The sequence below is a fragment of the Erythrobacter colymbi genome (genome assembly GCF_002155685.1).
GTDB classification, from domain to species: domain Bacteria; phylum Pseudomonadota; class Alphaproteobacteria; order Sphingomonadales; family Sphingomonadaceae; genus Erythrobacter; species Erythrobacter colymbi.
Genome location: NZ_MUYK01000006.1, coordinates 120886 through 138118, shown reverse-complemented (window position 1 = coordinate 138118; position 17233 = coordinate 120886). Strand labels below are relative to the sequence as shown.

General features: G+C 68.0%; 17 protein-coding genes and 1 tRNA gene. 12 read left to right on the top strand and 6 right to left on the bottom strand.

Annotation, left to right across the window (positions count from 1 at the left end; genetic code table 11):
* Window positions 1-341: 341 nt before the first annotated feature.
* Complete coding sequence (locus tag BZF57_RS13615) at window positions 342-1232, bottom strand: LOG family protein (RefSeq protein ID WP_086738861.1); 891 nt, start codon at window positions 1230-1232, stop codon at window positions 342-344.
* Window positions 1233-1344: 112 nt separating this feature from the next.
* A tRNA-Gln gene (locus tag BZF57_RS13610) sits at window positions 1345-1418 on the bottom strand.
* A gap of 185 nt (window positions 1419-1603) precedes the next feature.
* Between BZF57_RS13610 and BZF57_RS13605 the strand changes: the two genes are divergently transcribed.
* Together BZF57_RS13605 and BZF57_RS13600 are read left to right on the top strand one after the other, a co-directional pair.
* Complete coding sequence (locus BZF57_RS13605; protein ID WP_086738858.1) at window positions 1604-2857, top strand: Ppx/GppA phosphatase family protein; 1254 nt, start codon at window positions 1604-1606, stop codon at window positions 2855-2857.
* Window positions 2854-3513 (top strand): RlmE family RNA methyltransferase, encoded by a 660-nt coding sequence (locus tag BZF57_RS13600; RefSeq protein ID WP_086738855.1) that lies wholly within the window; start codon window positions 2854-2856, stop codon window positions 3511-3513. Before BZF57_RS13605 ends, BZF57_RS13600 begins: the two co-directional genes overlap by 4 nt.
* A 47-nt stretch (window positions 3514-3560) precedes the next feature.
* On the opposite strand, the gene BZF57_RS13595 is transcribed toward BZF57_RS13600, so the two are convergent.
* Window positions 3561-4238, bottom strand: a complete 678-nt coding sequence (locus BZF57_RS13595) for a c-type cytochrome (protein ID WP_086738852.1) — start codon at window positions 4236-4238, stop codon at window positions 3561-3563.
* A gap of 129 nt (window positions 4239-4367) precedes the next feature.
* Here BZF57_RS13595 and BZF57_RS13590 point away from each other — a divergent pair, with 129 nt between their 5' ends.
* From BZF57_RS13590 to bla, 8 genes are all read left to right on the top strand, one after another.
* A complete protein-coding gene (locus BZF57_RS13590; protein ID WP_086738849.1) occupies window positions 4368-5261 on the top strand; it encodes a prephenate dehydratase in 894 nt (297 codons plus the stop codon).
* Window positions 5262-5323: 62 nt separating this feature from the next.
* On the top strand, window positions 5324-6031 hold the full coding sequence (locus tag BZF57_RS13585; RefSeq protein ID WP_086738848.1) for a hypothetical protein: 708 nt from the start codon (window positions 5324-5326) through the stop codon (window positions 6029-6031).
* Window positions 6028-7404, top strand: coding sequence for a DUF4350 domain-containing protein (locus tag BZF57_RS13580; RefSeq protein ID WP_086738846.1), 1377 nt, complete (start codon window positions 6028-6030; stop codon window positions 7402-7404). Before BZF57_RS13585 ends, BZF57_RS13580 begins: the two co-directional genes overlap by 4 nt.
* Window positions 7401-8363 carry an AAA family ATPase gene (locus tag BZF57_RS13575; protein WP_206073268.1) on the top strand — a complete coding sequence of 321 codons (963 nt, stop codon included), beginning with the start codon at window positions 7401-7403 and terminating at the stop codon, window positions 8361-8363. The genes BZF57_RS13580 and BZF57_RS13575 overlap by 4 nt, the downstream gene beginning before the upstream one ends.
* A gap of 2 nt (window positions 8364-8365) precedes the next feature.
* Window positions 8366-9742 (top strand): DUF58 domain-containing protein, encoded by a 1377-nt coding sequence (locus BZF57_RS13570; RefSeq protein ID WP_206073267.1) that lies wholly within the window; start codon window positions 8366-8368, stop codon window positions 9740-9742.
* A complete protein-coding gene (locus BZF57_RS13565; protein WP_086738842.1) occupies window positions 9739-10806 on the top strand; it encodes a stage II sporulation protein M in 1068 nt (355 codons plus the stop codon). Before BZF57_RS13570 ends, BZF57_RS13565 begins: the two co-directional genes overlap by 4 nt.
* Window positions 10803-11744, top strand: a complete 942-nt coding sequence (locus BZF57_RS13560) for an RDD family protein (protein WP_086738840.1) — start codon at window positions 10803-10805, stop codon at window positions 11742-11744. The genes BZF57_RS13565 and BZF57_RS13560 overlap by 4 nt, the downstream gene beginning before the upstream one ends.
* Window positions 11741-12676, top strand: a complete 936-nt coding sequence (gene bla, locus BZF57_RS13555) for a class A beta-lactamase (RefSeq protein ID WP_086738838.1) — start codon at window positions 11741-11743, stop codon at window positions 12674-12676. Before BZF57_RS13560 ends, bla begins: the two co-directional genes overlap by 4 nt.
* Before the next feature lie 106 nt (window positions 12677-12782).
* On the opposite strand, the gene BZF57_RS13550 is transcribed toward bla, so the two are convergent.
* Complete coding sequence (locus tag BZF57_RS13550; RefSeq protein WP_086738836.1) at window positions 12783-13874, bottom strand: isoaspartyl peptidase/L-asparaginase family protein; 1092 nt, start codon at window positions 13872-13874, stop codon at window positions 12783-12785.
* A 74-nt stretch (window positions 13875-13948) separates the two neighbouring features.
* Between BZF57_RS13550 and BZF57_RS13545 the strand changes: the two genes are divergently transcribed.
* The gene (locus tag BZF57_RS13545; RefSeq protein ID WP_086738834.1) at window positions 13949-14461 is read left to right on the top strand and encodes a GNAT family N-acetyltransferase; all 513 of its coding nucleotides are present in this window, start codon (window positions 13949-13951) and stop codon (window positions 14459-14461) included.
* Between the two features lie 11 nt (window positions 14462-14472).
* Window positions 14473-15423 carry an SDR family NAD(P)-dependent oxidoreductase gene (locus BZF57_RS13540; protein WP_086738832.1) on the top strand — a complete coding sequence of 317 codons (951 nt, stop codon included), beginning with the start codon at window positions 14473-14475 and terminating at the stop codon, window positions 15421-15423.
* On the opposite strand, the gene BZF57_RS13535 is transcribed toward BZF57_RS13540, so the two are convergent.
* A complete protein-coding gene (locus BZF57_RS13535) occupies window positions 15420-16358 on the bottom strand; it encodes an alpha/beta hydrolase fold domain-containing protein (protein WP_086738830.1) in 939 nt (312 codons plus the stop codon). The two genes, BZF57_RS13540 and BZF57_RS13535, sit on opposite strands and share 4 nt — an antisense overlap.
* Window positions 16359-16405: 47 nt before the next feature.
* Window positions 16406-17143, bottom strand: coding sequence for a hypothetical protein (locus BZF57_RS13530; RefSeq protein ID WP_086738828.1), 738 nt, complete (start codon window positions 17141-17143; stop codon window positions 16406-16408).
* Window positions 17144-17233 lie beyond the last annotated feature (90 nt).

The following is a 17233-nucleotide window of genomic DNA, read 5'->3' as shown; positions in this document are numbered from 1 at the left end:
TAACTCAGCTATGACCCGCGTGATTTTTTAAGATGAACGCGCAAGTTCTTTGAGACGCGACTCTTTGTTCTTGTGCCTGAAGCATGAACGCGATTCGCCGTTCGGTCAAGACAACCGATTTTGAACCATATTTGCTTGGAAAACACGTCTTTGGAGAACGTAATTAACAAAGATGAAAGTACGTTATTGCGCGAGTCGGATGTGGTGCCGGAATCGGCGCAAGCCGTCGCTCCGGCCGCGCACAGCAAGGCACGGCGGCTAACGCAGACGCACCGATCGCGCGCTGCGGGCGGGTATTCTGGTCGGATCGGGGGGGCTGCACCCGCGCCGGGTGCGCGCGGTCAGTCGTCCTGCGCGCCGTGGTCCCTGATTTCGTAGAAGTCGCTGATGCAGGCCCAGGCATCCTCGGCCGTCTCGCACCAGGTGATGAGATCGAGGTCCGACTTCGAGATCACGCCTTCCTCGGCCAGAGCCTCGAAATCGATCACGCGGTTCCAGAATTCCCGGCCGAACAGGATGATCGGCATCGGCTTCATCTTGCCGGTCTGGATCAGCGTGATGAGCTCGAAGAACTCGTCGAATGTGCCGAAGCCGCCTGGGAACACCGCCACCGCACGGGCGCGCAGCAGGAAGTGCATCTTCCTGAGCGCGAAGTAGTGGAACTGGAACGAGAGATAGGGCGTCACATAGGGGTTGGGCGCCTGTTCGTGCGGCAGGACGATGTTGAGCCCGATCGATTCGGAGCCGGCGTCCGACGCCCCGCGGTTGCCCGCCTCCATGATCGAAGGCCCGCCGCCGGTGGTGACGACGAACTGGCGAAGGCCGTTCTCGATGATGCCCTTCTCGCTGACGAGCCGCGCAAGGCGGTAGGCCTCGTCATAATATTTCGCCTTCTCGGCGAGGCGGGCGGCGACCTTCTTGTCCCATTCGCTCCCCTGCTCGGCCGCGGCAATGCGCGCCTCGGCCTGCGCGGGGCTGGGGATTCGGGCCGAGCCGTACATCACGAGGGTCGATCCGACGCGCGCTTCGTCCAGCAGCATCTCGGGCTTCAGCAGCTCGAGCTGGAAACGCACCGGGCGCAGTTCGTCGCGCAGCAGGAAATCGGTGTCGCGGAAGGCGAGCTTGTAGGCCGGGTGCGCGGTCTGCGGGGTGCGCTCGGGGCCGCCCTCGGCAAAGCGCGTCTCTTCTCCCGCACGGTAGAACTTGCGGTTGGTCAGGTCTTTGTCAGTCATGGCTAGACCCCTAGTAGGGGGTGGTTAGACCCGCAATAGCCTTGGCTAGCACGGGCTTGGCACGATGTTTTGCGTGAAACAATCGCGGATGGAAGAGGGTGCTGGATGTGGCTGGATGCCCCGCAAGGATTCGAACCTTGATTGACGGAGTCAGAGTCCGCTCTCTTACCATTAGAGGACGGGGCATTGGCCAACCGCCCGGCACGGCCCGGCGGAATCAGCGAGCGCGCTCCCTAGTTTCGCGGAGGCGGCAGGTCAAGCACTGACGTTGCGGGTGACAGCTTGCCCTCGGGGGAGGCTTGCGGTAACTTCATATCAAGTGCCGCGCGTCCGGAGGGATAGGCGCGTGGTGATATGAAAGCGTTACGAACATGGCGGAAACACTCCCGCCGGACAGGAATAAAAGTGCTGGGAACAACCGGGGCGGCAAGTCCGGCAAGGTAGCCGATTTCCGCTACAAGCGCCCCCCTCAGCCCGATACCCGTGCCAAAGGCACCAATGGAGACGCGCGCCGTAGCGGCCGCCCGGCACCCAAGAACGCTGCCCGCACCCGGCCCGATCTGGCCGATATCGGCGCGATCCGGGGCGCGGCCAATGGCGAGGCCTATGCCGCGCTCGACCTCGGCACCAACAATTGCCGGCTGCTGATCGCGCGCCCCTCGGGCCGGGATTTCACCGTGATCGACGCCTTCAGCCGGGTGGTAAAGCTGGGCGAGGGGCTGGCGACCAGCGGCCGCCTGTCGGATGCGGCGATGGACCGAACGCTGGCCGCGCTCACCATCTGCGCCGACAAGCTCCAGCGCCGCAATGTCCGCCTCGCCCGCTCGGTCGCGACCGAGGCCTGCCGCCGCGCCTCGAACGGCCCGGAATTCATCGAGCGCGTGCGCCGCGAGACGGGCATCGCGCTCGATATCATCAGCGCCGAGGAAGAAGCCCGCCTCGCCGTGTTGGGGTGTCATATTCTGCTCGAATCGGGCGATGGCCCGGCGGTGATCTTCGATATCGGCGGCGGCTCGACGGAACTGGTGCTGCTCGAACCCGGCGGCGGCGAGGGCAACCGCGTGCCGCGCATCCTCGACTGGCAGAGCGTGCCGTGGGGCGTGGTCTCGCTCACCGACACGGTCGGCCGGGGCGAGGACAGCGAGGCGGCGCGCATCGCCCGCTTCGCCCGCATGCGCGAAATGGTCGCCGAGAGCTTTGCGCCTTTCGCGGGCCGCGTCGCCAAGGCCGCCGAGCACCCCGACATCCGGCTGCTCGGCACCAGCGGCACGGTGACGACGCTCGCCAGCCTCTATCTCGAACTGCCGAGCTATGACCGCAAGGCGGTCGACGGGCTGATCGTCCCCGCGGTGGAGATGCGCGGGATCAGCGCAAGGCTTTCGGTGATGACCCCCTATGAACGCGCGACCTTGCCCTGCATCGGGCAGGACCGCGCGGATCTGGTGGTGGCGGGCTGCGCGATCCTCGAGGCGATTCTCGACCTGTGGCCCGCGCGCCGCCTGGGCGTGGCCGACCGCGGTATCCGCGAAGGCATCCTTAGGAGCATCATGGCCGCCGAACGCCAGTCGGAGCGCTCGCTCAAGGCCCTGCACAAGCAGCGCGGCAACGGGCGCCCCGCCCGATGACCCGCGGCGCCAAGGACACCGGCAAGCGGGTCAAGACCGCCAAGGGCCGCACCGCGAGCCAGGTGCGCTGGCTCGAACGCCAGCTCAACGACCCTTACGTGAAGCAGGCCAAGGCCGACGGCTACCGCAGCCGCGCGGCCTACAAGCTGATCGAGCTCGACGAGAAGTTCGGCCTGCTGAAAAACGCAACCCGCGTGGTCGATCTCGGCATCGCGCCGGGCGGGTGGAGCCAGGTGGTGCGCGCCAAGAAGCCCAAGGCGGAAGTTGTCGGGATCGACCTGCTGCCGGTCGAGCCGCTCGACGGGGTGACGATCTTCCAGATGGACTTCATGGCCGACGAGGCCCCGGCCTTGCTCGCCGAGGCTCTCGGCGGCCCGCCCGATCTCGTCATGTCGGACATGGCGGCCAACACGGTCGGCCACAAGCAGACCGATCACCTGCGCACGATGGGGCTGGTCGAAGCGGGCGCATGGTTCGCGGTCGAGAACCTCGCGCCGGGCGGGGCGTTCGTGGCCAAAGTGCTCGCAGGCGGGACCGACACCGATCTCCTCGCGCTGCTCAAGCGGCACTTTGCCACCGTCAAGCACGCCAAACCCCCGGCCAGCCGCAAGGGCTCGTCGGAGTGGTATGTGATCGCTCAGGGCTTCAAGGGCTAGGGCCCGAAACAAGAAGGGCGGCCCGAAGCCGCCCTTTTCGTATCCGCTTATTCGGCCGGAGTTTCCGTCGCCGCAGGGGTTTCCCCCGCAGCCGGCGTGGCCTCGCCCTCGGGCGCGGCGGCCGCCGCCGCGTCAGCCACGAAGGCCGGAACCGGCAGGTTCGAGCCCTGCGAGTTCAGGTACATCGCCACCGCCGCGCGGTCTTCGATCTTGGTGAGACCGGCAAAGCTCATCTTGGTGCCAGGCACATAGGCCTTGGGGTTCTTGAGCCACTCGTTCATCGAGTCCCAATCCCAGTTGCCAGCCTTGGCCTTCAGCTCGGCGCTGTAGGCGAAGCCGGGATGGGCGCCGTGAGGCTTGCCCAGCACGCCGTGGAGGTTGGGGCCGATGCCGTTCGGACCGCCGGCGGCGATCGTGTGGCAGCTCTGGCACTTCGAGAAGACCTTCTCGCCCGCCGCGATCAGATCGGCAGCCGGCATCTTGTTGAGCGCTTCGGCCATGGTCATCTCGGCCGGGCCGGCAGTCTCTTCGACCGCACCTTCGATCACGTAGCCGAGCTTTTCCGGACGTTCCGGCTTGTCGGCTTCGAAGTAGTGCTTCGAAATCTGCGCCAGACCGAGCCCGACGATGCCCGCGAAAAGCACCCAGCCGGCGGCAGTGTTGAACAGATCGCCGCCACCGTTCTGGCCTGCAGCGTTATCCTGCGAAGAGTTGTCCTGTGTCATCCCGCGCGCTCCATAGTGTCGCCTCCGCGCGTGCGCAAGACTGATCGTGGCACGAATTCTTGCACCTTTTGCAATGCGGCGCGCGCGGGGCTTGCCGCCGGGGGCGCGGGCCTCTAGGCGGCTTGCACCATGCGTTCCTTCCCCGGCCCCGCCCTTGCCATTGTCGACCGGATGCGCGCCCTTGCCGCCGCCGATCCGGCGCGCGCGATTGCGTTTCAGGGCTCGCCGGGCGCGAATTCGCACCGCGCCGCGACCGAGGCCCGCCCCGATCTCGCCCCGCTCCCCTGCTTCAGCTTCGAGGACGCGCTGGAGGCGGTGAAGGACGGGCGCGCGGGGGCGGCGATCATTCCGATCGAGAATTCACAGCACGGGCGCGTGGCCGATATCCACTTCCTGCTGCCCGAAAGCGGGCTGCACATCGTCGGCGAATATTTCATGCCGATCCACCATGCGCTGATGGCACTGGGGAGCGGCCCGTTCGAGGCGGCCTATTCGCACCCGCAGGCGCTCGGCCAGTCGCGACATTTCCTTCGCGAGCGGGGCATCGTCCCCCTCAGCCATGCCGACACCGCTGGCGCTGCGGCCTATGTCGCCGAGCGCGGTGACCCGAACGTGGCGGCCATCGCCCCGGCGCTGGCGGCGGAGCTCTACGGCCTCACCATCATCGAGAACAATGTCGAGGACAGCGCCGACAACATGACGCGCTTCGTGATCCTCGCGCGCGACGCAATGGCACCCGAAGCGCTCGCGGGCCGTCAGCTGATGACGACCTTCATCTTCGAGGTGAAGAACATCCCTGCCGCGCTCTACAAGTCGCTCGGCGGGTTCGCGACCAACGGCGTCAACATGACCAAGCTGGAAAGCTACCAGCAGGGCACGAGCTTCGCCGCGACCACCTTTTACGCCGACATCATCGGCGCGCCGGGCGATCCGGCGGTGGACCGCGCGCTTGAGGAATGCGCCTTCCATTCCAAGGAATTGCGCATTCTGGGCAGCTACGAACAGGCCCGCCCGCGAGGCTGACACGCCGACAGAGCGGTTTCCCGTTGCGCTGGCCCGAGCGGCATGCCACCACCCGTGCCGGGATGACCGCAGCGGCCGCACAACGCCTTTCCGAATCGCCAGCCGAATCAGCGGGATCGCCTCCCGCCGGATGGGAACAGCTGCGCGCCGATGGCGATGTGCAGTTCGCTCCGGTCACCATACCCAAGACCCCTCCGCCCAAGCCCAACTGGCTGTCCGAATTGCTCGACAAGCTGTTCGGCTGGCTGGGCGATCTGCTCGCCCCGCTCGGGCGGGCATTGGGCGGGGCGTGGTGGTGGCTGCAATGGGTGCTCCTTGCCGCCGTCGCCGTTCTGGTCGTGGTGCTGGTGATCCGGCTGATCGACCCCACCATGTTCCGCCGGAACAAGGGCGCTGCGGCCGACGCCGTGCCGTCGCAGGACGAGTGGCGCCCCGATGTCGCCGCCAGCCGCGCTCTGCTCGAGGATGCCGACAGCCTGGCCGCCCAGGGGCGCTATGACGAGGCGACCCACCTGCTGCTCCAGCGCAGCGTCAACCAGATCAGCACGGCGCGGCCCGAATGGGTCGAACCGTCGAGCACCGCGCGCGAGCTTGCCGCGCTGCCCGCCCTACCCGATGCCGCCCGCGCCGCCTTCGGCGTGATCGCCGGGCGGGTCGAGGCCTCGCTGTTCGCGCTGCGGTCGCTCGACCGCGCCGACTGGGAGGCCGCGCGCGCCGCCTATGCCGAATTCGCGCTGGCGAAGTTTGACCGCAAGGCGATCCCCGCATGACCCCCTCGGCCTTCTCACGCGGCGGTGCGCTGGCGCTGGTGGCGGGCGGCTTTGCGCTGTTCCTCGCGATGATTTGGCTGATCGGATCGGACGCCGACATCGCCGGAGAGCGCGGGCGGGGCGAGGCGCATGCTGCCTCCAACGGGCTCAACGGCTTCTCCGGTCTGGTCCGGCTGGTCGAGGCGCAAGGCTATTCGATCGCACGCACCCGCAGCGGCGAGGGGCTGAAGACGGGCGGCCTGCTGGTGCTGACCCCGCCCAACTCCGCCAAGGCCGACGACATCGCCAAGATCCTCGCCGATCGCACCTTCCGCGGGCCGACGCTGGTGATCATGCCCAAGTGGATGGCCCGCCCGCCGTCCGACCGGCTCCCGCCCGAGGTCCAGTCCAAGTTCAAGCGCGGCTGGGTGATGCTTGGCCCGGCCTTCCCCGCGGGCTGGCCAGCCGATCTGCCGAAGTCCTACCGCTTCGAGCACAAGTCCTATCCCGACGACGCCTTCGCCGCCTTCATCGCCGCGGACGCGGACGCCGCGCCCGGCAAGGATGGCAAGCCATCCACCCCGCCCAAGCCCGGCCGCTGGAGCGGCATGGGTCATGCCGGCGCGCTGCCCGCCGCCCCCACCCTGTTCGCCGAACCGGACACCTCGCAGGAAGTGCTCCTCAGCGACGATGCCGGGCGGGTGCTCGCCTTCCAGACCGCACGCGCAATACGCCAGGCGGTGAACGGCTCGGACGAGGCCGTCCCCGTAACGGCGCTCGAAGACGACACAGTCACCTATCCCGTGATCTTCCTCGTCGAGCCCGACCTTGCCAACAATTACGGTCTCGCCGATCCTGCCCGCGCCGCGGCCACGCTTGCGCTGGTGGACGAGCTGACAGTGGAGGACGATATCGACCAGGTCACCTTCGACATGACGCTGAACGGCTTCGGCGCTTCGGAGAACCTCCTCACTCTCGCCTTCCGCCCGCCCTTCCTCGCCGCCACGCTGAGCCTGCTGGTGGCGCTGCTGATCGTCGGCTGGCGCGCCTTCATGCGCTTCGGCCCGGCAGCGGCAGAGGGCGGCCTCGGCATCGCCTTCGGCAAGCGCCAGCTGATCGCCAACGGCGCGGGGCTGATCGTGCGCGCCCGCCGCTTCGCGCTGCTCGGCACTCCCTATGCCGCGCTCTCCGCAAGGCGTCTGGCCGAGCGTCTGGGCCTTGCCCGCCCCGATCCAGCCGCGATCGACGCCGCCCTCGCGCGCCGCCTGCCGTCCGAAGAACCCTATACCCGCCGCGCCGCGCGGATGGAGGCGGCCGAGAAGCCCGCCGATCTCCTCGCCGCCGCGCAAAGCCTCGACGATCTCGCCACCAAGCTCACACAGGGACCGAAATGACCATGAACCTCGAAGACGTCCGCGTCCTCGCCGACGCCATCCGCGCCGAAATCGCCAAGGCGATCGTGGGGCAGGAGGCGATGGTGGACATGCTGCTGGTGGCAATGCTCTCCGAAGGCCACGTGCTGCTGGAAGGCCCGCCGGGCACCGCCAAGACCTTCCTCGCCCAGAGCTTCGCGACAGCGGTAGGCCTCGATTTCGGGCGCATCCAGTTCACCCCCGACCTGCTGCCGGGCGACATTCTGGGTTCCAACCTGTTCAACTTCCAGACCAGCCAGTTCACCCTCACCCGCGGGCCGATCTTCTGCGACCTGCTGCTGGCCGACGAAATCAACCGCACCCCGCCCAAGACGCAGGCGGCCCTCCTCGAAGCGATGCAGGAGCGCCGCGTGACGCTCGACGGGGAGACGCACCTCCTGCCCGAACGCTTCATGGTGGTCGCGACGCAAAACCCGATCGAGAACCAGGGCGTCTACCCGCTGCCCGAAGCGCAGCTCGACCGCTTCCTGTTCAAGCTGCTGGTGCCCTATCCGGCGGAGGAGGAAGAGTCGCGGATCGTTGCCACCTACGGCAAGCGTTCCGGCCCGCAGCGACCCGCCGATCTGGGCGTCGCCGCCGTCACCAATGCCGCCGGCCTGACCGCGGCGAGCGCGGCGCTCGATCACGTCACGGTCGCGGAGGACATCACCCGCTATGTCGTGCGCCTGATCCGCGCGACCCGCGAGCATGCGGAGCTGACGGTCGGCGCCTCGCCGCGTGCCGCCGTGCTGCTGGCCAACGCCGCCCGCGCCCGCGCGGCGCTCGACGGGCGGGCCTATGTCATTCCCGATGACGTCAAGGCGCTCGCCGTGCCGGTGCTGCGCCACCGCTTGACGCTCTCCCCAGCAGCCGAAATCGAGGGCCGGGACATGGAATCGCTGGTCGCCGATCTGGTCGAAGCTACCGAGGCGCCCCGCTGAGAATGCTTCGCGTCCTGCGCCTCATCCTCAACATCCTGCTGCTGCCGCTGCGGCCGCTGATGGTGTTCACGCCGACCGAGCGCGCGGCGTGGATCGCGGCCGCGCTCGCGCCGGTGGCGGTGGTGATCGCGGCGACGACGCCGGGGGCATGGGTCGCCGCGCCGATCCTGGGCGGCGCGCTGCTGGTGCTGGTGGTGTTCGATGCACTGCTGGCCGGCAAGCTCGAAGGCTGGGAGGTGCGCACCGCCGAGGACATCGAGGTCGGGCAGGACAGCGTTCTGGCGATCACCGCAAGATTCAGGGGCCGCCAGCCCTCGCGCGCGGATGCGGCGCTTGCCTGCGATCCGCGGCTCGCGACCGACGGGCGGGTGACGCTCGCCCTCGCACCCGATCCCGTGAATGGCGGCTGGCGCGGCGAGACCACCCTCACCCCCACGCGGCGCGGCACCGCCATCGTCGCCCGGGCGTGGATGCGCTGGAGCGGGCCGCTCGGCCTCGGCGCGCGCCAGTTCGATTATCCGCTCGAAAAGCCGGTGCGCATCTGGCCTGACCTCTCGCCGGTGCGCTCGCCCGACTTGCAGACCTTCCTGCGCAACGCCCAGATCGGCCTCATCAACCGCCGCATCCGGGGCGAGGGCACGCAGTTCGAGGCGCTCTCCGAATACGAGCCCGGCATGGACCGCCGCCGCATCGACTGGAAGGCGAGCGCGCGCCATTCGCGCCTTTACGCCCGCGAGAACGAGAGCGAGCGCAACAACCAGATCGTCTTCGCCTTCGATTGCGGGCAGGCGATGTGCGAGCCGGTTGACGGCCTGCCCCGCATCGACCGCGCCGTCAGCGCGGCGCTGACCTGCGGCTATGTCGCGCTGAAGGGCGGGGACAAGGTCGCGCTGTTCGGCTTTGCCCGCCGGCCGCAGCTGATGACCCCCTTTATCGCCGATGCCCGCGCCTTCCACCGCCTGCAGAGCGCGGCGGCGGGCCTCGATTACGAAGCGGTCGAGCCCAACTTCACCCTCGCGCTCGCCACGCTCACCACCCGGCTCCAGCGCCGGTCGCTGGTGGTGGTGTTCTCCGATTTCACCGATCCCACCGCTGCCGAGCTGATGGTCGAAAGCCTCGGGCGGCTGGTGAACAAGCATCTGGTGCTGTTCGTCACCATGACCGACAGCGAGATCGAGGAGCTGATCACCGCGCCCCCGGGCGATATCGCCACCCTCGCCCGCTCGGTCACGGCCGACAGCCTCGCACAGCAGAGAAAACTGGTGCTGACCCGGCTGCGGCGGCTGGGGATCGACGTGCTCGAAGCGCCGTGGGAAAGCATCGGCCCGCGCCTGATCGACCGCTATCTCGCGATCCGCGGCAGCGAGGCGATAGGATGAAGGCACCCATCATCTCCTCCTGGTTCGGACGCGGGCAGGTCGAAGCGTCGCCCGATATCGAGAGCGCCACGCTGCGGTCCGACCGCTTCCGGCTGGAACGCGAGGGCGATTGGAAGCGATTGGAGGCGATCCTTGTCCGGATGGAGAAGGGCGGCCTCAGGCGCATCGCCGACGACGATCTGATCGCGCTCCCCGCGCTGTACCGCACCGCCGCCTCATCGCTTTCGGTGGCGCGCGAGACGAGCCTCGATGCCGCGACCCTCTCCTATCTCGAAGGGCTGGTGCAGCGCGCGTGGTTCCAGGTCTACGGCCCGCGGCAGGGCTTCTTGCGCTGGCTGCGCAGCTTCATCTTCGGCGGCTGGAGCCGCGCGGTGCGCGAATTGTGGCTCGATATCTGCATCGCGCTGTTCGTGATGGTGGCCGGCACGGTGGTCGGCTGGCTGCTGGTGGCGCAGGACGAGTCCTGGTACTACCGCCTCTACCCGGGACGCATGGGCGACCCGCGCCAGCCCGGGGCGAGCCGCGAGGAATTGCTCCAGGTTATCGGGCACGACGAAGGCGCGGCCGGCCTTGCCGGGTTCGCCGCGCAGCTGTTCAGCAACAATTCGGGCGTGTGCATCCTCGCCTTCGCGCTGGGCTTTGCCTTCGGCATCCCCTCGCTGATGCTGCTGGTGCACAACACGGCGATGCTCGGCGCGCTCCTGTGGCTCTACGACGGGCAGGGGCTGATCGTGGATCTGGCCGGATGGCTCTCGGTCCACGGCACGACCGAGCTGTTCGGCATCCTGCTTTCGGGCGCGGCGGGGCTGCATATCGGGCGGGCGATGGCCTTCCCGGGCAAGTTGCCGGTGCTGGGATCGGCCGCTGCCGCCGGTCGCCGGAGCGCGGTCGTCATGGTCGGCGTGGTGATCATGATGATCGTCGCCGCGCTGCTCGAAGCCTTCCCGCGCCAGCTGGTGACCGACACAGGCAGCCGCTTCGTCATCGGCGGGTCGATGCTGGTCTTCTGGCTCGCCTACTTCATCCTCTACCGCCCCGCCCCGCAGGCCGGAGACGCCGCATGAGCGCGCGGGGGAAGGCCGGGACGACGCGCGAGGACAAGCGCGCCCGCACGCTCGTCACGCCCGAGGGGCTGGCGCTGCCGATCACGATCGCCCCGCGCGCCAGCCGCGCCGGGGCGCTGATCATCGATGTGATGATCATCGTCTTCGGCCTTGTCGTGTTCCGGCTGCTGATGAGCTGGATCGCCCAAGGACTGCTCGCCGGCACCATGCTCGATCCCGACCAGCTGTCGGGCGGCGCGCTCGAATTCCTCGGCATCGTCTATGTGCTGATCGTCTTCGCCACCTGGTACGGCTACTTCCTCGTGCAGGAACTGGGCCCGCGCGGGGCGACGCTGGGCAAGCGCATGGTCGGCATCCGCATCGCCGCACGCGGTCAGGCGCGGCTCACCCCCGAAGCGGTGATCGCGCGCAACCTGCTGCGCGATATCGAGATCTTCTATCCGCTGATCACGCTGCTGATCCTCACCGTCGCCGCGCAGACCGGAGAGCCGGTCGGGGCGCTCGGCTGGGTGCTCGCCGGATGGTTCCTGCTGTTCCTGCTGTTCCCCTTCTTCAACCGCGATGCCCTGCGCGCGGGCGATGTCGTGGCGGGGACATGGGTGGTCGAGCGTCCCCGCACCAAGCTTGCCTCCGTGCTCTCGGTGCAAGGCGCCGTCGCTGCCGAGGGCGCGAGCGAGGTCACCGGCGCGCGCTACCAGTTCGGCGATGCGGAGCTCTCGATCTACGGCGAACGCGAGCTCCAGACGCTCGAACGGATGCTGCGCGATGCGCCGGACGAAGCGCTTCACGCCGTCCACGCCACGATCTGCCGCAAGATCGGCTGGGACCCGGGCGCGGGCGACGAAAGAGCTTTTCTCGAGGCCTTCTATGGGCAATTGCGGGCCAAGCTGGAGGCCGACCTCCGGTTCGGCAAGCGCAAGGCGGACAAGTTCTCATGAAGCTCGACAGGCGGATGTTCATCGGCGGCTCGCTGGCGCTGGGAGCCTCGGCCTGCATCCCGCCCGACCAGAGCCCGGTCGGACGACTCGCGGCGGAGCTGCGGATCATCGAGGCGGCCTCGGGCGGCACGCTCGGTGTGGAGCTCTACAATACCGCCACCGGCGCATCGGTCGGGATCAACCAGGACAAGCGCTTCGGGCACGCCTCCTCGTTCAAGTTCAGCCTCGCCGCGCTGCTGCTCCAGCGCGATGCGGCGGGCACGATCGACGCCGACCAGAAGGTGACGTGGACCGAGGCGGACATGCTGAGCCACGCGCCCTTCACCCGCGAGCGGATCGGCACCGGGGCAACCTTGCGCGAGCTGTCGCGGGCGACGCAGACGACCTCGGACAATCCGGCGGCGAACATCCTGCTGCGCTATCTCGGCGGCCCGGCAGGGCTGACCGCCTTCTGGCGCAGCCTCGGTGACGAGGTGAGCCGCGTCGACCGGTTCGAGCCGGAGATGAACCTCGTCCCCGCGACCGAATTCCGCGACACCACCACGCCCGCCGCGATGGCGCGGACGGTGGCTAAGATCGTCTATGGCGACGTGCTGCCCGAAAAGGAACGCGCGGAGCTGAAGCAGTGGATGATCGAGACCGAGACCGGCCTCAAGCGGGTGCGCGCCGGGCTGCCCGAAGGCTGGGTCGCGGGCGACAAGACCGGCACCAGCGGGCTGATCGGCACGAGCGAGTACAACTATATCGACATCGGTTTCGCGGAAGGGCCGAAGGGCCAGCCGCCGATCACCTTCGCCTGCTACCTGCGCGCGCGGCAAACCGAGGACGAGATGCTCGCCGCCCCGCAAGCCGCGCTGGCGCAGGTCGGCCGCATCATCAAGGAATTCGCCGAGCCCGAAAAGGGCCTGCCGCTGGTGGGCAAGCTGTACTAGTCTTCTCCCCTCCCGCTTGCGGGAGGGGTCGGGGGTGGGCCACGCGGCGGGCGATGGGACATTCCCACCCCCAGCCCCTCCCGCAAGCGGGAGGGGAGATTTCGGCTCAATGATCCGGCGTCTTGGACGCCTTCTCCTCGCCGCCGAAGATCGCCACTTCGTTCACGCCCGCACTGGTCGCACGGCCGCGATACATGCCGGTGGTGTTGAAGCTGAAGATCGCGTGACCCTCCGGCGTGACAAGGATCACCCCGCCATCGCCGCCTAAGTTTGCGACATCGGCCATGACCATATCGGCGGCAGCTTGATCCGATATAGCGAGCAATTGGTAATAGTGGCTCATCGGCGTCGGTGAACGATGAGGATCTCCGATTCCCATCTGCCGGGGCAGCGTCTCGCGCTGAACCCGCAGCCGCGCGCAGATCTCGTGCGCCACGCCGACGCGGATGAAATACTCCCCCCAACCCGTCGCCGACACCGCGCAGGCGCGGTTGTCCGCATAGGTCCCTGCGCCGATCACCGGCGCGTCGCCCACGCGGCCCCAACGCTTGCCGGTCAGCCCGCCGGTCGAGGTGCCCGCCGCCATGTTGCCCTTCTGGTCCAACGCCACCGCGCCCACCGTGCCGAACTTGTGGTCGACATCCAGCGCGGAAAGCTTCTCCGCCTTCAGCCGCTCCAGCGCCTCGCGCCTGGCGTCGGTGGCGAAATATTCGGGCGGGGTCACGGCAAAGCCCTTCGAGACCGCAAACTCCTCCGCCCCCTTGCCGACGAGGAACACGTGCTCGCTCTGGGTCCGCACCGTATCGGCTAAAAGGATCGGGTTCTTGACCGTCTTCACCCCCGCGACCGCGCCCGCCGAGCGATCCCGCCCATCCATGATCGAGGCGTCGAGCTCGTTCGTCCCGTCCCAGGTGAACACCGCGCCCTTGCCCGCGTTGAACAGCGGCGAATCCTCGAGGATCACGATCGCCGCCTTGACCGCATCGAGCGCCTCGCCGCCGTTCTTGAGGATCGTCGCCCCCGCATCGAGCGCGCGCTGGAGATCGGCCTCGTAGGCCGCCCGCTTCTCGGGCGTCATCTGCGCGGGATCGAGCGTCCCTGCCCCGCCGTGGATCGCGAAGGACCACTTGGGCGCTTCCTCGGCGAGGGCGGGCTGGGACATGAGGACGAGAGCAACCAGTGCGACGAGTTTCTTCATGGCCGCAAGGTGTAACGCGGCCCTGAGCCTTTCGCCAGCTTAACAGCACGGCTCTCACCCGCTAGGGCGAGGCCATGATCTTTCGACCCGCCACCCCCGCCGATGCCCCCGCCCTTGCAAAGCTCGGCGCCGACACCTTCGTCGCCGCCTTCGGGGAGCTTTACACCCCCAAGGACCTCGCCGACTTCCTCGCCGAGGTGCACAATCCCGAGGCCGTAGGCGCGGAAATCGCCGGAGAAGAATGCACCCACCGGCTGGTCGAGGTGGAAGGCGAACTCGTCGCCTTCTGCAAGCTGCGCTACCCCACCAAGTTCGGCGAATACACCGAGGCGCGCGACCCGATCGAGCTGGGCCAGCTCTACGCTCTGCCCGGCTACACCGGCAGCGGGATCGGTGCGCAGCTGATGGACTGGGCGCTATCCCATGCGCGCGATGGCGGGCACGATGCCGTTCTGCTCAGCGTCTATGCCGAGAACTTCGGCGCACAGCGCTTCTACCAGCGCCACGGCTTTGCCAAGATCGCCGACATCACCTTCAAGGTGGGCGATCACTACGATCCGGAGTTTCTCTACGAACTGAAGCTATAAGGGAGAGGACCATGAGCGAATTCGGCTGGGGCAGTACCACGGACGAGGTGCTGGCGGGCAAGGACCTGTCGGGGCGGACGGTGTTCATCACGGGTGCCAATTCGGGCCTCGGCCAGGAAACCGCGCGGGCGATGGCGGCGCGCGGGGCGCATGTGATCATGGCCGGGCGCGATCAGGCCAAGCTCGACGAAAGCGTCGCCGCGATCCACGCGGACCACGCGAAGGCGCAGCTCGATACGCTGACGGTCGACCTCGGCAACCTCGAGAACATCCGCGCCGCGACCTCGCGCGCGCGGCAGCGGTTCGGCAAGATCGACCTGCTGATCAACAATGCCGGGGTGATGGCGACGCCCTTCACGCACACGCATGACGGCTTCGAGATGCAGATGGGCACCAACCACCTCGGCCATTTCGCGCTGACCGCGGAGCTGATGCCGCTGATCGAGCGCGGACACCTGAAGCGCATCGTCAACCTCTCCAGCCGCGGGCACCACTTCGCCCCGGTCGATTTCGACGATCCCTTCTTCGAGCGCCGTCCCTACGATCCGTGGATCGCTTACGGCCATTCGAAGACCGCCAATGTGCTGTTCACCGTCGGGCTGGAGGCGCGCTTCGCCGTGCTGGGCATCCACGCCTATGCGGTGCATCCGGGCGGGATCCAGACAAACCTCGGCCGCCACATGACGCCCGAAATGATGGAAGCTCTGATGGCGCGCGTCACCTCGCGCGATACGGGCTTCCAGTGGAAGTCCATCCCCCAAGGCGCGGCCACCAGCTGCTGGGCGGCGACCGCCGAGGAGCTCGAGGGCAAGGGCGGCGTCTATTGCGAGGACTGCCACGTTGCGGAAGTGGACGACGAAAGCGCCACCCACGGCGTGCGCAGCTATGCGATCAACCCGAGCTTCGCCGACCAGCTGTGGAAGCTGTCGGAAGAGCTGACCGGCGCGAAGTTCCCTAGCTAGCCCGCGACGAACTCCGCCAGCAGGCCGAGCGCGTCCTTGGCTTCGCGGGTGGGGAGGATCGCCATGAAGACGTGCGGCGCGGCCTCGTATTCGTAGAGCTTCGCGTCCACCCCGGCAGCGCGCAGGCGCCCGAGGAAGGTGCGCGAATCGATGATGAACAGGTCGTGCCGCCCGGTCCAGATACGGGTCGGGGGAAGCTGGGCGAGCGCCCCGGCGGAGGCGTAGAGCGGGCTCACCGCCGGATCGTCGATCGCGCGGCCTCCGGCGAACATCCCGCCGCAGGCGCGCAGGGTGCCGATCTTGAGCATCACGTCATGCGGCTCGATCGCGGCGATGGCAGGGTCGGCAAGGCCGAGGTCGAGCCACGGCGCGAACAGCGCGAGCTTGCCCGGCAGCGGGCCTCCGGCTGCGATCAGCCGCAGGGCGAGCGCGAGCGCCATGTGCCCGCCCGCGCTGTCACCATTGAGGATGATCCGCGCCGGATCGTGCCGCGCGGCAAGATCGGCCCAGACTGCATCCGCCAGCGCATCCTGCGCGGCGTAGCTCGCCTCGGGCACCACGGGATAGAGCGGCACGGTGACGCTGATACCGCAGCGCTTCACCATTTCGGCGACCAGCGGCCAGTGGACCTTGAACATCGGCTTCACGAAGCCACCGCCGTGGAAATAGATCATGTGCCATGCGCCGGGCCCGCCCTTGGGGTGGAGCGTCACCACCTTCTGGCCGAGCATCTCGCGCTCCTCGACGGCGAAGGTCTTGCGCAGCCCCTCGGGCATCGGCGCATCGAGCGGCAGCTTGCGGCCCGCCATCGCTGTGTGGAAGCCCGCCTCGTCGAGCGGGAAGACGGGCGTCTGGCGGCTCACCACCCACTTCACCGCGCGCATGACGAGGCTGGGCGCGGCGCTGCGCAGTTCGATCGAAGTATCGGTCAGCATGGTCTCTCCCCTTGGCCGCGACGAGACTGCCGCGCGGGAGAGCGAAGTCAAGCGCTGGCGGTGCGCAGGCCCTTGGGCGTGCCCGCGGCAGCGGTGTCGCTCCGCCGCTCGACATCGTAGATCCCGACGCTCACCGCGAAGGTCAGCATCAGCATCGTGAACTCGCCCTCGTCCTCGAGGAAGGCGAGGAAGTTGAGCACGTTGGGCGTATGCTCGCCGAGCGAGGTGAGGGTATCGATAAACACCCCGAACACCGCAGTCAGAACGATGCAGGCCCCGATCATCAGGCCGTAGACCGCCTCGCGCTTTTCCGAGCGCCAATAGGCCGAGACCGTCCCCGCCAGCCACACCGCGCCGACTGCGGCGAAGAAGAACAGCTCGCCCAGATGATTGGCCTTGAGCGGCAGCCACGCAGGCACCGGCAGCACGGGGGCGAGCGCAAGGCCGACCTGCTCGTGCACCTCGACCCAGTTGTCGATCGTCAGCCAGGCGAACAGGATCGCACTCGCCAGATAGAAGGGCGCGCGGGCGCGCTGCCAGCGCAGCAGCATCAGCAGCGCAGCCGATCCGGTCATGGAATATTCGAGGAACTCGCCGAAGGAATGGTCCTCGGACATGAAGAACTGCACCGGCAGATAGGCGCCGGTCGCATCGCCGTAGTGCGCGGCGACATCGAGGCCGACCAGCACGCAGGCATAGGGCACGATCAGCATCAGCACGCGGTGCATCGCGCGCGAGAGCGCGACGTCGATGACCGCCTGCTTCAGATCGCCCTTGGTGATCATGCCTACCCGTTCCTGTCGCCGTTCGAAGACGGCCAGCCTGCCTTCGGCCTCAATTCCTAACAAATAGCTGCCCGAGGCCGCCTGCGAGAC

Coding starts and splice junctions, on each gene's coding strand:
- BZF57_RS13605 (WP_086738858.1), top strand. CDS start 1,604: ATGGCGGAAACACTCCCGCCGGACAGGAATAAAAGTGCTGGGAACAAC.
- BZF57_RS13615 (WP_086738861.1), bottom strand. CDS start 1,232: ATGACTGACAAAGACCTGACCAACCGCAAGTTCTACCGTGCGGGAGAA.
- BZF57_RS13600 (WP_086738855.1), top strand. CDS start 2,854: ATGACCCGCGGCGCCAAGGACACCGGCAAGCGGGTCAAGACCGCCAAG.
- BZF57_RS13565 (WP_086738842.1), top strand. CDS start 9,739: ATGAAGGCACCCATCATCTCCTCCTGGTTCGGACGCGGGCAGGTCGAA.
- BZF57_RS13530 (WP_086738828.1), bottom strand. CDS start 17,143: ATGATCACCAAGGGCGATCTGAAGCAGGCGGTCATCGACGTCGCGCTC.
- bla (WP_086738838.1), top strand. CDS start 11,741: ATGAAGCTCGACAGGCGGATGTTCATCGGCGGCTCGCTGGCGCTGGGA.
- BZF57_RS13585 (WP_086738848.1), top strand. CDS start 5,324: ATGACCGCAGCGGCCGCACAACGCCTTTCCGAATCGCCAGCCGAATCA.
- BZF57_RS13580 (WP_086738846.1), top strand. CDS start 6,028: ATGACCCCCTCGGCCTTCTCACGCGGCGGTGCGCTGGCGCTGGTGGCG.
- BZF57_RS13545 (WP_086738834.1), top strand. CDS start 13,949: ATGATCTTTCGACCCGCCACCCCCGCCGATGCCCCCGCCCTTGCAAAG.
- BZF57_RS13560 (WP_086738840.1), top strand. CDS start 10,803: ATGAGCGCGCGGGGGAAGGCCGGGACGACGCGCGAGGACAAGCGCGCC.
- BZF57_RS13575 (WP_206073268.1), top strand. CDS start 7,401: ATGACCATGAACCTCGAAGACGTCCGCGTCCTCGCCGACGCCATCCGC.
- BZF57_RS13550 (WP_086738836.1), bottom strand. CDS start 13,874: ATGAAGAAACTCGTCGCACTGGTTGCTCTCGTCCTCATGTCCCAGCCC.
- BZF57_RS13590 (WP_086738849.1), top strand. CDS start 4,368: ATGCGTTCCTTCCCCGGCCCCGCCCTTGCCATTGTCGACCGGATGCGC.
- BZF57_RS13540 (WP_086738832.1), top strand. CDS start 14,473: ATGAGCGAATTCGGCTGGGGCAGTACCACGGACGAGGTGCTGGCGGGC.
- BZF57_RS13570 (WP_206073267.1), top strand. CDS start 8,366: ATGCTTCGCGTCCTGCGCCTCATCCTCAACATCCTGCTGCTGCCGCTG.
- BZF57_RS13535 (WP_086738830.1), bottom strand. CDS start 16,358: ATGCTGACCGATACTTCGATCGAACTGCGCAGCGCCGCGCCCAGCCTC.
- BZF57_RS13595 (WP_086738852.1), bottom strand. CDS start 4,238: ATGACACAGGACAACTCTTCGCAGGATAACGCTGCAGGCCAGAACGGT.